This window comes from Ruegeria sp. D3 (assembly GCF_056534465.1).
Genome location: NZ_JBQFPK010000012.1, coordinates 1 through 14,089 on the forward strand (window position 1 = coordinate 1; position 14,089 = coordinate 14,089).

The following is a 14,089-nucleotide window of genomic DNA, read 5'->3' on the forward strand; positions in this document are numbered from 1 at the left end:
AAATCTGACTCTGACGCGGGATGGAGCAGCCCGGTAGCTCGTCAGGCTCATAACCTGAAGGTCGCAGGTTCAAATCCTGCTCCCGCAACCAGCGTCAGAAATCCCCTACACAGCCCGGTCAGACTAAAATTGATCCCCCGGATCAAGCGCTTAACGTCGCAACCGCGCCAGGCTCATAAACTCAAAGAAAGTGGGCCAAAGCATACTCCAAAGACCAATCTCTAAAATCAGAAATCAATAGTTTACACGCCGCCTTCGGGCGGTGTTTGTATTTGACGCGTTGGAGCGTGGTGCTACAGCGGTGCTACGCAACAGAGCAAAGAACAGCACACTAACTGAATCAAAACGAACCACTGTAGTCGCCGATTCTCTACGCTGAAGAAAAACCAACCCGCAGTTTCCGTCGGTACTGTCAGCCAAGTGTAACTGCATAGCTCGTTGACGTTTGCGTAAGTATTTTCTGCTTGTTCGAAACAACCCACGCGACCGAACCGCGCGAGTCGGGTTATCGATGTGGCAGTCGGTCAGGTTCAGCAACCGGGATCCCGCAGTAACGATTCAGAGTTAGAGGGCTCAGAATCGATTAATCACTGAGTGCTAAAAAATGAATTTCAAGCTTGGTGGAAACAATAAGTGACTAACTGGTATGTGGTTCACCAATTCATGTTCAAAAATGACCGTAGTCAGCGATGAAAGACATGTAGCTTAAAGCGTGTGACACCAAGTTTCCGTGCCCCTAATCGACTAAACCAAACAAGTAGGTTGTTTGGTTCGGAAAAATAATGCGAGCACAGCAGCATTACAAGCTTTTCAAATACAACAGAAAACTTGGCACGCATACCGCTAGGATAGCATTCGCGAGTACTCGTCTCACCGGTTATGACGATGCCGCAGAGTCTCGGGTTTGAAGACGGTACAAGCTATCCGATTAAAAGAATGTGTCCCAAAATTGACAAAATTCGTTCATTTCCAGTTCATTTCCAGTTCATTTTGGTGTAAGTTATTAACTGCTTTTTCAAATTGTTCACGGTTCCACCAGTTATGAGTTGTTCAGATGGGTACAGATTTTGAATATTTGACCGAAGGAAAATCGGTCTTCCTCTCGATAAAGCGAAGCCAGCAAACCAGCGATGACGCATGTGGATTGATGACCCGTTTCCGTAGCGAGTCCGAGGGTGCGGTTCTGGTTTTGGTCGCCATGATGATCATCCCGATGCTTGCCTTTATTGGGTTTGCGCTGGAGCTTGCGCTGACCGAGAATGTTCGGGTCAAACTGCAAAATACGACGGACGCGGCCAGCCTTGCCTCAGCGGATCTTGAGCAGGTTTTGGATCCTGAAGATCTGGTCGAGGATTTTTTTGAAAAAGCAGGGCTTGCTGCCAACCTGAAGAATGTCTCGATAGTAAACACGCCAACTGAACGGACGGTAAGAATTACTGCGGGCGAAGAAGTTCCGGCTTATCTAACACAAGTTGTGGGTTGGGAGTCATGGGATGTACCCGTTGTTGGTGCTGCAACAGAGTCGCGCCAGGATCTGGAAATTGCAGTCGCCCTGGACAATTCCGGTTCGATGTCGTGGGCGCCAGGGGCTACCAGCGGGCCAGCTGCCACACCGTCTCGGATGGATTTGTTGATTCCAGCAGCCCAAGCATTCGTAGACGCTGTCCAGCCCCGCCCGGGTCAGCCAGGTAACACAACGATTTCACTCGTTCCATTTGCAACCCAGGTTTCCGTTGGTGAAGCATTGCTTAGCAACTTCACGGTCAGTTCTGAGCATTCCACTTCGAACTGCGTGACCTTCAGCAACGCTTCCGACTACCAAACGACAGTCATCCCTACAGATACGACCCTGTCCAGAACGGCGCACCATGACGCCCGAGGGCTTGGCAGCGATGTCACTCAGTTTGGCGCAGTTTGCCCAACTGACTCTGCTGTACGTGACATTGTTCCATGGGCGGAGGATCCCGAAGTTCTTAAGGCGCGTATCCGAGCAATGCAGCCTTACGGATTCACTTCGATTGAAATGGCGACGAAATGGGGCGCTGCCATGTTGGATCCGTCGTTGAGACCGGTTTTGTCATCCTTGTCAGGAACTGCCGGATTTGAATACTTAGCCGCTCCGGCCGCACGAAACGTTCCTGATGACTTCACCAGCGCCGATACGGTAAAATATCTGATCGTGATGTCAGACGGCGAGAATACGCAGAGCTACGACATCAACCCCCCCTTTCGCAGTGGCAATTCGCCGGTATTCAACGTGCCAGGAACGAACAGGTATGCCTATTTCAGGAACCGTCGCGGGCCATTTGATTACTATCACGTCCCGGGTAACTTCTGGAGCACGTCGCCAGGCGGAGGAGCCGTCCGTTTGACTTGGCCAGAGGTCTGGGCAGCTATGCCGGTACGCCGATTTGTAATCGACATACTTGCGCCAGCGGATACCCGGCGATCGGCCAACAACCATTATAATCGGATCGTCACATCAACCCTAAACACGACGAAGAACCCTCGTACCTCCGCGATCTGTCAGGCGGCCAAGGACAGTGGTATCACTATCTTTACCATCGGCATGGATACCTATGCGCAGGGCGATGCCACTCTTTTGGACTGTGCCTCGTCCCCCGCCTTTTTCTATGACGTGAATAGCCTCGATATTGCCTCGGCCTTTGAGTCGATCGCGCGGCAGATCAACCGCTTGCGATTGACACAGTAACGAGGGCGGAGGGTTTTGATCATGACTACCATTCGTAACGACAAAAATATGGCCGTATCGCAACACCCAGAATCCAATGCGAACAGCGGCTTTATGGCCAGACTTCGAAATTGGCGAAAGAACGAAGCGGGCGCGGTGCTTGTCGAATATGCGTTCTGCTTACCGCTGCTTTTGTTGATTTGTTATATGACGCTTGAGTTCAGCTTTCTGAAGATGCGCCAGATCTCGCTGGATCGTGTGACGGACCAGACTTTTCGCGAGCTACGCCTCGGATTAATTCCCGATCCGGATCACGACAAGGTCAAAGATGCTATGTGTGCAAAACCCCTGGCGCGTTTCATCCTTTGGAACTGTTCGGACAACCTGTTGCTGCAGGTGCGCGAGGTAGAAAGATCGGTGTGGAACTTGGATCTGGGTCAAACCAATTGCCTCGATACGACACCGGAAGACGGTTATATGCCGCCAATTGATTTCAGTACTGGAATCGAGAACCAGTTGATGGTGGCGCGGGCCTGCCTGATTCAGGGTTCATTGTTTCCCCCGATCAACGCGCTGCGATCGCTGCCGCGGTATGACGAGTTCGGGAATTTCGCCCTTGTGTCCAAATCAGCCTTTGTGAACGAGCCTTTCTGACATGTTTAACCAGTTGAACAGTTACGCCCGCGCCGTGTCTGGCGCTGTTGCCCGCTTTAAAGCAAATACAAGCGGTGCTGCGCTTGTCGAGATGGGAATGGTGTTACCGTTTCTGATCTTTTTGACGGCCGGAGGTATAGTTGTGCAGGATGCGATACGGGTTACGTATCTGCAGTCTAAGGCAGCCTATACCGTATCTGACATGGTCAGCCGGGAAGACAATTTCATCGATTCAAGTTATTTCGACGGTATGGACAGCATTTACAGGTTTCTGACAAACAACAGCTATCCAACCGAACTAAGGATGTCGACGGTCGAGTGTACGGCTGATTGCGCGGATCAGGCGCAGCGTGTTCTGGAATTCTGTTGGTCCGAGTCGACCGACGGGCTGACGGATCTTACTAATGCGCAGATGATCTTCTACGCGGACCGGATCCCGCTTTTTGCTGAGGGTGACACGTTACTCATGACCGAGGCGTTTCTGGACTATACCCCTTGGTTTGGCGATTTGATTATCTCAGCCCGAACCTTTGATTCGATTGCCTTCACTCGCCCGCGTTTGGCACCGCAAATTAAGTTCGATACGGGCGCCATAGATACGGACGGTAACCAGATCATCCGGGATTGTTTTAACAACTAATTCAAAGCCCGGATGCCACCGACGACTGTATCTCGGCCGTTCGGCGTAAACGACGTCCTGTAGTAATCTCCAAGGCCGCTAAAATTTTCAGTGAAGTAAATATAAATCTTTGATTTAAAACACATTTTCAACACATGCCGTGCACCTCTACGGTCCTGCTGCCGACTAGCTCTGAACCCGTGTTTCATCGGGTTGGAGAAAAGGGATGTGGAGCTGCCGAGCGAAACTACGGGTGGAAGGTCGCAAAACCAACCGGTGCCGTGCCGGTCTGGTCATGTGTCTTGCTTGGGTTGGCTTGCTGTGTCTGCCAACGGTCAGTTTGGCGGAAACGTTTAACTCCTTCATAGTTGGTAATGATCGGGGTGGATATTTACACGATCGCATTGTCGAGCTGGAGAATCTTCAAAGACATGGGGTTCAGATCGAAATTCGCGGGCGTGTCTGTTTTTCGACCTGTACAATGTTTCTGGGCTTGCCCGGTACGTGCGTTGAACCACGCACGGTTTTCGGGTTCCATGGTCCTTCACGTGGGGGGCGCCGGTTGTCGAAAGAGGATTTTGACTACTTTAGCCAAGTCATGGCGGCATATTACCCCGAACCTTTGCGATCATGGTTTATGGAGACTGGACGCAACAGAATTCATGGCGTGCACAAGATCAAAGGTGCCGAGCTGATACGCATGGGTGTGCCGCGCTGCCGACCGGCCTAACACTGGACGGCTTGTAGCGGTTGGGTCGCCGCGATACTACTATGCCCAATCTTCACCCCTTTGGTTTGTGCGGCCCATTGCAAACTCTGACATCCCTGATTGGACGTTTCAGGCGCGCTGAATTTGCGACCCCAATGCCGGCCGAACCGATCTGCGTCATCGGTGATGTCCACGGATGTATATCGCAGTTAGAGCACCTATTAGCGAAAGTTCCAGACGATCACCGATTGGTTTTGGTCGGTGACTATATTGACCGCGGCGAGCATAGCGCCGAGGTGCTAAAGATGCTTAGCGCGCGTACCGACATTACGTGCTTGATTGGCAATCACGAAGAGATGTTGTTGAGGTTCCTGAAGGACCCTAAAAGCCATGGTCCCCGCTGGCTTAGGTACGGCGGATTGCAGACTTTGGCCTCGTTCGGCGTATCAGGTGTTCGACCGGAAATGAGCGGAGAAGACCTGCAGGACTGCCGCGACCGGTTGCAATTTGCCATGGGACAGACGCTTTGTTCCTGGTTGGTGGGCCTGGACAAACGGTTTTTAACTGGGACTGTACTGCTCACACACGCCGGTGCCGATCCGAACCGCGCGCTTGATGAGCAGTCTGACAAAGCATTGATTTGGGGCCATCCTGATTTCAATAAAAAGGACAGACGTGACGGGATGTGGGTGGTTCATGGGCACACGATCGTCCCAAAAGCGAAGGCAGAACGCGGGCGTATCGCGATAGATACCGGGGCTTTCGCAACAGGCCGGCTGAGCGCGGTGTGCCTGGATGGGACCGAGCCAAGATTCCTGGAAAGCTGACTGCGTGACCTGGTGGGCAACGGGCGCACTGCTTTGAGCTCGTTAACGGCCTGTTCTTAGGGTCTCGCAAACTGACAAACACAGCGAGATCTGATCCATGACAACGAATCCTTTCAACAACCGTGCCTCCAGCCTGACCGGTCCTGCCCGTGATATTGCACCCGTAATACCCTCCGACAGCGCCGATCTGGCGGCCGTGGCAATTGGCTTGTATGTCGAAACCGGCGGTACTGTGGTTGTGACGACGGTACAGGGCGAAAACCGTACTGTGAAAATGGCCGACTATTCGATCCTGCCTGTGGGCGTATCCAAGGTTCACGCGACCGGAACCACCGCATCGGGTATTCACGCGATGTTGCTGGGGTAAGCGGCGGTTCGAACGCGCCCAAAGGCGTCGATAAACGAGCCGAGCCCTGCCTGCCGATGGGCCCGGCTGCAAAATCCCTAATTTGACGCTGCAACAATCGGGGTCGTGATCAGCGACGGGGTGATCTGGCTGATTGTTCTGCTCCACCGTGTAACCGGGTTTTCGGCGACGAATATAACGTCGTTGTTTCGAAGTTCGAACTGGGCAGCCAGAGTCAGATGCGCCGCGTTGCGCGTATCGAGATGCCAGGCGGTGACAGCACCAAATTCGCGCATATCCTGAGAAGTGCGCAGCACGTAAACCTCGGACGCGTCGCCGGTTTCCTTGGCGACCCCGCCGCCAGTGTCAAACAGTGCATCGGCCAGAGTTGCGCGATGATTGAACGGCAGGGCATAACGCCCCTGAGTACGTACTTCTCCACTCAGGTAAACGTAGTCGCGATCCACGGCGTCCAGCTCGACGGATTGGATAAAGCTGTCGCGCCTTTCGTTCAGCTCGTCTCGGCGTAGGTCGACGGCGGTGGACAGTTCTTGCAACGATGTGCGTCGTCCCTCCAGAACCGTTTCACGCAGTTGAATTTGTTGTGCGAAATACCGTTCGGCGCGGTCAAGATCGTAGTCCGTGTCAACAAAGACCGAGTCATCCGCGATCAAGTTCAAGTTCTGTAGATCGGTACGAGCGTAAAGGTCCTCTAGCGGGATCTGGTACATCCGCCCATCCCGGTAGACCCGTACCGAGCTGTTGTCGATATCACTGACCGAGACCGAACCAGCGGCGGCCAGCGCCTCGCCCAGAGTCAATGGATTAAGCGTGATCGGCTGGACACCGGGTTTTCCGACCGCACCGCCAACCGACACGCGGCGCGAGGTGAACTCGGCGATTTCCAGACTGAATGTCGGGTCGATCTGGTTTTCGACCAGCCTTTGGAAAACAACAGCTTCTGCGTCGTCCACGGTCAGGCCCAGCAGACGCACCCGCCCGACATCTGGGATGTTGATCGAGCCGTCATCTTGCACGGTGTATCCGTTGCGGCTGTTCTGCGCCGCCAGAAGGCCGGACAACTCGCCTGCGCTGCCCTGTGTCGATGGGGTGGACAGCACCAGTACGTCGCCGATGCCGATCGTATAGGCACCGGGGTTGACCTGCGGTGGAGGATCCAGCCGCAACCCTGCGCGCGAACCGTCCTGAGTTGATGGCGCATCCGGCAGAGGCCCGACCCCGCGTTGGCTGGTGCCCGCGCCAGACCCGGCCGAAGCCTGAAAGACCGACGGTAGTGTCTTGGGCGCATAGGTCGAGCGGTTCGCGACCAGAACGGTTTCCGGTGTTAACGGTACAACGCGCACGCTGCCACTGTCCGAAACGCCAGCCGTTACCGAAGGGCTGCGATAGATCGTTGAACATCCTGCCGTCAGACCGATCACGGTCAGCACGCTTAGAATAATGTGTATCTTGGGCATGATGTGTCCTTTGTTATTGAAAGTCTTACGTGTCATCGGGCACCAGTTTGATGAACATGTTGCCCAGAAAATTGCCGGTCCATTGCAAGGATTGAACGACCCGTTGCGCGCTGTTTTGAACCCAGTATGTGTTGGTGAACGTATCCTCGATCCCAAAACAGTTTTCCTGCAGCTTCGTCGTGGCGACGGGGTTGCCGCTCAGCAGGACAGTTTCGGCGCCTAGATTGGCAATCTGGCAAACATAGGCGTGCAGTTCGATTTCATCATTTCCGTTGAGAAAACTGTGGAACCGCTTTGCCTGCCCCTCTTGGCCTTCAAGGATCAGCGCCGCGCTTTGGCGCACGTCAGAGCTGGACATGCCGCTCCCAAAACCCTTTGCCGAAGTCAGCATGCCGTGGTCCAAGGTTATAGCCGCCCCATCCGCCGTCAGCCAGGATTGCACCCCGTCCCGCTCGGTCTCAAGCAGCATCACACCCGCCAGATCTCGGGAGGGAAATCCAACTTCAAGCCGGGGCGGAATCGGGCGGAGAGTCGCCAAGGTGTTGGCACGCGGATGAAACCGTGGCGCGTTGGGTTGCAGCGCGCCTTTGAGCAGATCGAAATCTTCTTGCGCCTCACCGCAAGAGACCAGCAAGAGGCCAAGAATGAAGAAGCGCCGTATTTTCATCGCCAGAACCTCCCCCATCCACGGGACAAACGCTGCGCGCGGGCCTCGCGGGTGACACCGTACAGTCGGTTACGAACATTCAGCCGCGCACCGCCATCGCGCAGCACAGGGCGGATTGTCTGAGCGATCTTGTTTCGCGATGGACGTCCGGTCAGCCAACTGACGGGAACTTCCAGACGGATACCTTTGTCAAATGACCCTTCGCCGAACTCACTGAACCCTACAGTTGTCAAAGTGAAAAAGGCCCCAACCTTGAAGCCATTGGTGAACTCGCGATCCAGTGCAAACGTCGCGCCGTAGTCACCTGCCAGATATCGCCCTACATCGACTTGTGCATGGTACTCGCCCGGCAGGTCATAATAGGCCGAGATATGCCCGGTGGCGACGCTGTAATCCTGAAAGCCGAACAGCACATCAAAGTCGCGTTGGGCCACGTAATTCGCTTCGATCCCTAGGGCGAGGCGGCTTTTCACCGGGTACCACAGCAGTTCCGTCGACACGCCGCCGAACATGGTCTCGAGATACCCCATCGTCGCCCTGGCAAAGAGGTTCTCGGCTGGACGCCACATGTACTCAGCCGTCATGTGTTCGATGCGGGTATCGGATTCGCGCGCATAGATTGCCCAATCCGATCGCACCCTGGGCAGCGTCGAATCCGACACACGTGTGCTGTCATCCAGTGTTCCAATGATCGGTTGACGCAGTTCAGTCGACAGCGTGAACCCGGGTGAAAGAGTATAATCCAATCCAAGTGCCGCGCCGACCTCGTAGCGCAGCGGCTCATCGGGATCAAAGAACGAAAAGTTCAGGTATGGACCGAACCGGTAGGAGAAATGGGGAAACGCATCTGTCAGAACACCCCCCTGTACTAACGGTATCGTATCTGAGACCTGAGACCGGGCAAAACTGCGCCATGCGTTGTCGGGGTCGTTCTCAAGCTCATAAAGATCGCTGCGATTTACGCGAACCGCGCTAAGTGGCACTCCATTGGACATAAGCGCAATGTCGAAATGCTGGGTTTGAGGCGGTTGCTCGTTTGCCAGAACACGGGCCGTGCGTCCCAAGGCCTGAGCGGCCTGCCCGTAAGTGGCGTTCTCAACCCCGACACGAACGGTTTCAGGGGTCTCTAACAGGTATACAAGGCGCAAGCCTTCCTGACTGAGCGCAGTCTGCAGCCGGGTGCGGATGTCGCCCTGCTTGGCTTTGTCAGCGACCTGGCTTGGGGGCAACAGCGGCGGTGGGGACGCGCCTTGGCCCCCCGGAGTCACGGATTTGCGGGGGTCAACAAAATAGCTGTAGGTCAGCCCAAATGTGGTGCCATATAAAACCGACGCCGTCAGTTGTGTTCCATTTCGAAACCGATATTGCGCACCAAGATTGATCGGAGTTTTGACGGTAAACCCGGTACGCTCATGTTCTTCGGTGTAAAGGTCAGGAGAATACTCGGCCATCAAGGTGAGGCGCTCATTAAAAGCCCAGCTTGCACCGCCGAACAGGGCGGCATCGCCTTGAAACCAGTTTCCTGTGTCCAGCTGTCCCGTGCTACCAATGCCGCCGTTTTCACGAGGGGGTCGTGTGTCCAGCCTGTCAGAAAACACCCCCAATGGGTTCGAGAAAGCGCCCCGCCCGGCCAAACGACCCCAACCAATGCCGCCGGTCAATTTGAAGCGGTCCCGCACTGTTTTTGTGGCAACCAAATACTCGGCCGCGTAAATTCCTGTACCGCCGAAATCGCGCAAACCTACGACAACGGCTGGCCCGTTTTTCGTTTCTTCTCGAAGCCGGAAATGGATGTCAAAGCTGCGGTCGTAAAATGTGGAAGACCCATCAATGTTGAAGTCATCCAGAACGGAATATCGAAAGCTTCCGTGGATCCATGGCAAAAGCTGGAATGTCATCGTACCGCGCCCGGTTTTACGGAATCCGGCGGCGGTAAAAACCAATGCCCCATCGTCAAACATTTCAGCGGTCGGGATCTCGATCAGGCCCGGTGTGCCATAGGTCGAGACACTCTGCGCGTGCGCGCTCGTCATCATGAATACATAGATTAACGCCAGGATAATTCGTTGCCTGAAAGAGACCGCTCGATGTATCACGTTTGCTTTTTGCTTGTAGATTGGCCTTTGGTTAAAGGATTTTAAATGCCACGTCTTGTGTAAACGCAGCCAAACGTTATGCACGTATAGCGTGTTGTTTTTTTGCAAAAGAAACAAGCGATCGCTCAGATGTTGCGTAGCCAAAAGTGTTTCAAAGCGAAAGATGTTCATGACTTTGGAGTCTTAACGAAATTGAAATAATTATTTGAAAATTAATATTTTTATGGAAGAGATGTGAGTGTAGTTTCGTCTAAACTATTCTTGCCGTTCCCGTCACGTCATGAAACCGGAGCAGCACTATCCTTAGGAGATTGACGATGATCAGAGCGTCCTTTTTTGTTTTCGCGATTTCAACCACAGGGGTTTTCGCACAAGAGGCGTCTGATGCCTCAACAACGGCCCAAAACGGAGGCACTGTCGCGGGCGGCGCAGCAGAGGCTGCGGCAGCAGCAGGTGTCACCGGGTTTGTTCCGCTTGTTGCGCCAGCGCTTGGCGTGGTTGCCGCGGCCGCTGGGTTGGCCGCTGCAGGCGGTGGCGGAGGGTCGACCAACAGCACTACAAGCACAGTGAGCACTACGAATTAAATGCGTGGCCTTTATTTGGTGGTACAGTGATTAGTGTTTGTCTTAGGTTCGGCGATTTTTTGACGTGAAAAGCCGAGCTCAGTTGCTGTAGTATGCGTTGCCATATCCACCATAAGAGTAGCCATAGTGTTTTGCTTTACGGGTATTGATCTGGCCCAGAACAATGCCGGTGATACGTTGGTTGTCCGTATGGAACAGGCGCAATGTTTCCTGCACGTCCTGTTCGGTTGTCGTGTTCCACTTGACCGTCAAAAGAACAGCATCTGCATTTCGTGCAATCAGTCGCGCGTCTGATACCAATAAAGTTGGCGGCGTATCGATCAGTATAATGTCGTAGACCGCGCGCATGCTGTCCAGAAATTGACGGAACCGTTCCGAGGCAAACAGATCTGCAGCATTTTCCGAAGTTTTCTCGCCAGCAAGGATGTCACAACCAACAAGAGGGTCTTGAAAGATCGCTTCTTGCGCGGTCAAGATTCCCGAAAGAACCGAAACGATGCCGGCTTTGGGTGCGCCCTTTAATTGTGCGGTCATGGTCTGCCGCCGTATGTCTCCCTCGACCAGAAGCACTTTCTTACCGATCCCGACAAGGTTCTGAGCCAAAGCCAACGCGTTGGTTGTCTTGCCTTCGCTCGGCAACGAGGACGTCATGACGACAACCTGAGGCGGGCGATCTACGTTTGACAGCATAAGCGAGGTACGAAGGTTTCGAACCGCCTCGGCGGTCGCGGACGAAGGTTTAGCGGCCAGATATTCCAGCACTTTGCGCCGGCCGCGTGCGGGAAAAACTGGGATTTGACCCAAAACACTATAGCCAGTCTGACGCTCGACCTCCTGCGCTGACCGATAACCCGCGCGCCGGGCTTCGTTCAGCAGAACGAGGGCAATCCCCAGCATTGCGCCCAGAACCGCAGACAAGATCAGTATTAGAGGTTTCTGGGGCTTGGACGGATCGCTTGGGATCACGCCGCGAGATAATTGGCGGCTGTCGGCCTTCTGAATACCCTCTTGCGCCGAAGTCTCTTTCAAGCGGGCAAGGAAGTATTCGTACAACAACCGAACTGCCTCGGCTTCGCGCGTCAGTTGTTGCAGGGAGATCAGGTCGGCGCTGCGTTGCGCGATCTGCGCGCTCAAGTCCTCAGACGACCGAGCCAAAGCCTCCACCTGATGCGCAGCTCGGTTAATGTCACGCTCAGTTCGGGTCATCAAGCGCTGAAACGCCGCGTCAAACGCCTGTGTACCAGAATTTTCAATTTGAGCGTAAAGCTGCGCCAGCTGAGGGTCCTGAGCAGCCTGGACGCGGGCGGTCCGGTCCGGAGCGCCCATCAAGGTATCATACCGAGCCTGCGCCGCAGCGCGCGTCATCTCGGCGTTTATTCGGCGTTCACGAAGATCTTTCAGTTGAACTTTCTGTAGCTGCAGGGCTTCGGGCGAGATCAAAGATGTTTCAGAGCTAAAGGCGTTTACTTTCGCTTCGGCCGTTTCCAGATCGACCTGCAGCTCGGCCAAACGATCGGTCAACCATCCAGTGGCTTGTTCGGTCGCTTGAAACTTCACGTCGATTTGGTTCAGGACGTAAAGTTCGACGATCGTATCCGCGATCAGCGCTGACTTTTGCGCTGTTTTTGTTTCGACAGTGACCTCGAAGACCAGGGTTTGCGGAACATTTCGGATGGCAGTTGCCCGAAGCAGGGCCGAGATCACGTCGTCCCGCATGACATGTTTTGCCAGTTCGTCCGAAAATGGTGGCAATGCTGGGCCATCGTTTGTCGACGGCATCAATAGCAACTTCAACCGATCAAACACGGTTTTTGGCTGAAGCTGAGTGTTGAACTCTGGGTCGGCGACAAGGTTCAGATGGTCGACCACTGTTCCCATCAGCCCACGAGACTTAAGGACTTCAAGCTCGGAATTGACCTCGACAGTTTCGCCGCCAAGCCCCCCAACGACGCTTTGCAGATCAACAACGCTGGTTTGATCCGTCTCTAACATCACAACCGCTGTGGACCTGTATACAGGGACGGCCACAACATAAGCGTAGAACGCACCCACCAAAATTGCCGCAATTGTGACGAGAAAAATTGACCACTTGCCACGCCACAGGGTTTGAGCCAGTGCGTTGAGGTCGGTCACGCCGCTATCGAGGCGTTCTTCCACGGTGCCGCTAGCGGGGAACGGTATTTTGTGGATCGGAGTTTGCTTCATTTCGGGCGTTTTGCTCTGTTGATGCACGTATAAGGTGTGTGAATATTCGTCCTATGGCCTTTCAGGGAAAGATGAAAGCTACTAGCGCCCTGTCCCGAAAACCACCGCCGAAGCGGTGAGAGAAAGTATTTTCAAGTCGGTCGCAAAGCTGCGGTGCGCAAGGTAAGCCACGTCCATCTTGACCCGTTCGTCATAACTAAGATCATTCCGGCCAGAGACTTGCCACAGGCCAGTGATACCCGGTTTCTGAGCCAGATAAGACGATACCGCACTGCCGTATTTTATCAACTCGGCAGCCACCACAGGGCGGGGACCGACGAAACTCATCTCGCCCTTCAAGACGTTCAGGACTTGTGGAAGCTCGTCCAAGCTGGTCTTCCGCAGGATGTGACCAAGCCGGTTTATCCTTGGGTCATTGGTCAGTTTCCGGTCGCGCTCCCATTCGTCAGCGGCTTCTGGGTTCGCCTTGAGTAAGGCGCGAAGGTGGCCTTCCGCGTTGACGACCATCGTCCGAATCTTCCAACATGTGAAGAGCTTAGAGTTATGTCCGACGCGTGTATGGCCAAAGAAGCCGGGTCCACCGTCAATGCGGACAAGGCACCAAAGGACAGCAATAACAGGCGCAACGAAAGGCAGAAGTACCAGGGCTAATGCGATGTCGAACGCGCGTTTCCCAAAGACGGTGTACAGACCCTGCGCGACCACGTGCGAGTCATGCTGATCAATGGGATCGCTTTGTATTGGCGCTAGGGACGAAAAATCCAACATTTTTTTCTGTCCTGATCCTTGGACGAATACCCCTCGATAAAAAGGGTGCGATAAGTCAGGATTTGCGCAAACACCTATTAATAGATGGTTAACAGCATAAATAAACTTTAAGTAGTTTTTGCCAAATCTGGCGTTCGTCGCTCAGCACACAGGCATGGGTCAAAACTAGGAAATCAGGCAGGTACAAATTTGCAACTTATAGTGGCGTGGCCTCAAGTTGTTTAAGTGCCGTGCGGTGACATAAGCCAAAGTCAACAAAGTTCATAAACCATCTTGGCGATGACGCGTTGAGGTCACGGGAACAAATTGACTGTTCCGGTTGTGACGTCTGCCACTATGAAATCTGAAACGGAGACCAGGAAAATGCCTCAGGCGCTTGACTATGACGGGGCGTGTTCGCTTTGTCCGAAACGGATGTCGAAATTCAATGCCATGCCTTACACA

Annotated in this window: 11 protein-coding genes and 1 tRNA gene; 7 read left to right on the top strand and 5 right to left on the bottom strand. The window is 53.9% G+C overall.

The window, feature by feature from the left end; translation table 11 throughout:
• The first annotated feature begins 14 nt into the window (after positions 1-14).
• From ACR0DX_RS16775 to ACR0DX_RS16800, 6 genes are all read left to right on the top strand, one after another.
• A tRNA-Met gene (locus tag ACR0DX_RS16775) sits at positions 15-91 on the top strand.
• Between the two features lie 1,056 nt (positions 92-1,147).
• The gene (locus ACR0DX_RS16780) at positions 1,148-2,713 is read left to right on the top strand and encodes a TadE/TadG family type IV pilus assembly protein (protein WP_480846801.1); all 1,566 of its coding nucleotides are present in this window, start codon (positions 1,148-1,150) and stop codon (positions 2,711-2,713) included.
• Between the two features lie 21 nt (positions 2,714-2,734).
• Complete coding sequence (locus ACR0DX_RS16785) at positions 2,735-3,346, top strand: TadE family protein (RefSeq protein WP_170353914.1); 612 nt, start codon at positions 2,735-2,737, stop codon at positions 3,344-3,346.
• 1 nt (position 3,347) lies between these two features.
• Positions 3,348-3,986, top strand: a complete 639-nt coding sequence (locus ACR0DX_RS16790; RefSeq protein WP_170353912.1) for a hypothetical protein — start codon at positions 3,348-3,350, stop codon at positions 3,984-3,986.
• An 843-nt stretch (positions 3,987-4,829) separates the two neighbouring features.
• Positions 4,830-5,501, top strand: coding sequence for a metallophosphoesterase family protein (locus ACR0DX_RS16795; RefSeq protein ID WP_480846804.1), 672 nt, complete (start codon positions 4,830-4,832; stop codon positions 5,499-5,501).
• Between the two features lie 97 nt (positions 5,502-5,598).
• The gene (locus ACR0DX_RS16800; protein ID WP_170353911.1) at positions 5,599-5,868 is read left to right on the top strand and encodes a spike base protein, RCAP_Rcc01079 family; all 270 of its coding nucleotides are present in this window, start codon (positions 5,599-5,601) and stop codon (positions 5,866-5,868) included.
• 77 nt (positions 5,869-5,945) lie between these two features.
• On the opposite strand, the gene ACR0DX_RS16805 is transcribed toward ACR0DX_RS16800, so the two are convergent.
• Genes ACR0DX_RS16805 through ACR0DX_RS16815 form a run of 3 tightly spaced genes read right to left on the bottom strand, consistent with a single transcriptional unit; the run spans position 5,946 to position 10,028 of the window.
• The gene (locus tag ACR0DX_RS16805) at positions 5,946-7,325 is read right to left on the bottom strand and encodes a polysaccharide biosynthesis/export family protein (RefSeq protein WP_170353910.1); all 1,380 of its coding nucleotides are present in this window, start codon (positions 7,323-7,325) and stop codon (positions 5,946-5,948) included.
• 25 nt (positions 7,326-7,350) lie between these two features.
• Positions 7,351-7,992 (bottom strand): YjbF family lipoprotein, encoded by a 642-nt coding sequence (locus tag ACR0DX_RS16810; RefSeq protein ID WP_170353909.1) that lies wholly within the window; start codon positions 7,990-7,992, stop codon positions 7,351-7,353.
• Positions 7,989-10,028, bottom strand: coding sequence for a YjbH domain-containing protein (locus tag ACR0DX_RS16815; RefSeq protein WP_170353908.1), 2,040 nt, complete (start codon positions 10,026-10,028; stop codon positions 7,989-7,991). The genes ACR0DX_RS16810 and ACR0DX_RS16815 overlap by 4 nt, the downstream gene beginning before the upstream one ends.
• A 377-nt stretch (positions 10,029-10,405) precedes the next feature.
• Between ACR0DX_RS16815 and ACR0DX_RS16820 the strand changes: the two genes are divergently transcribed.
• A complete protein-coding gene (locus ACR0DX_RS16820) occupies positions 10,406-10,672 on the top strand; it encodes a hypothetical protein (RefSeq protein WP_170353907.1) in 267 nt (88 codons plus the stop codon).
• A 78-nt stretch (positions 10,673-10,750) separates the two neighbouring features.
• Here ACR0DX_RS16820 and ACR0DX_RS16825 read toward each other — a convergent pair whose 3' ends face one another.
• Together ACR0DX_RS16825 and ACR0DX_RS16830 are read right to left on the bottom strand one after the other, a co-directional pair.
• Positions 10,751-12,877: a polysaccharide biosynthesis tyrosine autokinase gene (locus ACR0DX_RS16825; protein WP_480846807.1), complete on the bottom strand. Its 2,127-nt coding sequence runs from the start codon at positions 12,875-12,877 to the stop codon at positions 10,751-10,753.
• A gap of 81 nt (positions 12,878-12,958) precedes the next feature.
• A complete protein-coding gene (locus ACR0DX_RS16830; protein ID WP_170353905.1) occupies positions 12,959-13,645 on the bottom strand; it encodes a sugar transferase in 687 nt (228 codons plus the stop codon).
• Positions 13,646-14,089 lie beyond the last annotated feature (444 nt).

Coding starts and splice junctions, on each gene's coding strand:
- ACR0DX_RS16805 (WP_170353910.1), bottom strand. CDS start 7,325: ATGCCCAAGATACACATTATTCTAAGCGTGCTGACCGTGATCGGTCTG.
- ACR0DX_RS16800 (WP_170353911.1), top strand. CDS start 5,599: ATGACAACGAATCCTTTCAACAACCGTGCCTCCAGCCTGACCGGTCCT.
- ACR0DX_RS16815 (WP_170353908.1), bottom strand. CDS start 10,028: ATGATGACGAGCGCGCACGCGCAGAGTGTCTCGACCTATGGCACACCG.
- ACR0DX_RS16780 (WP_480846801.1), top strand. CDS start 1,148: ATGACCCGTTTCCGTAGCGAGTCCGAGGGTGCGGTTCTGGTTTTGGTC.
- ACR0DX_RS16830 (WP_170353905.1), bottom strand. CDS start 13,645: ATGTTGGATTTTTCGTCCCTAGCGCCAATACAAAGCGATCCCATTGAT.
- ACR0DX_RS16820 (WP_170353907.1), top strand. CDS start 10,406: ATGATCAGAGCGTCCTTTTTTGTTTTCGCGATTTCAACCACAGGGGTT.
- ACR0DX_RS16790 (WP_170353912.1), top strand. CDS start 3,348: ATGTTTAACCAGTTGAACAGTTACGCCCGCGCCGTGTCTGGCGCTGTT.
- ACR0DX_RS16810 (WP_170353909.1), bottom strand. CDS start 7,992: ATGAAAATACGGCGCTTCTTCATTCTTGGCCTCTTGCTGGTCTCTTGC.
- ACR0DX_RS16785 (WP_170353914.1), top strand. CDS start 2,735: ATGACTACCATTCGTAACGACAAAAATATGGCCGTATCGCAACACCCA.
- ACR0DX_RS16825 (WP_480846807.1), bottom strand. CDS start 12,877: ATGAAGCAAACTCCGATCCACAAAATACCGTTCCCCGCTAGCGGCACC.
- ACR0DX_RS16795 (WP_480846804.1), top strand. CDS start 4,830: ATGCCGGCCGAACCGATCTGCGTCATCGGTGATGTCCACGGATGTATA.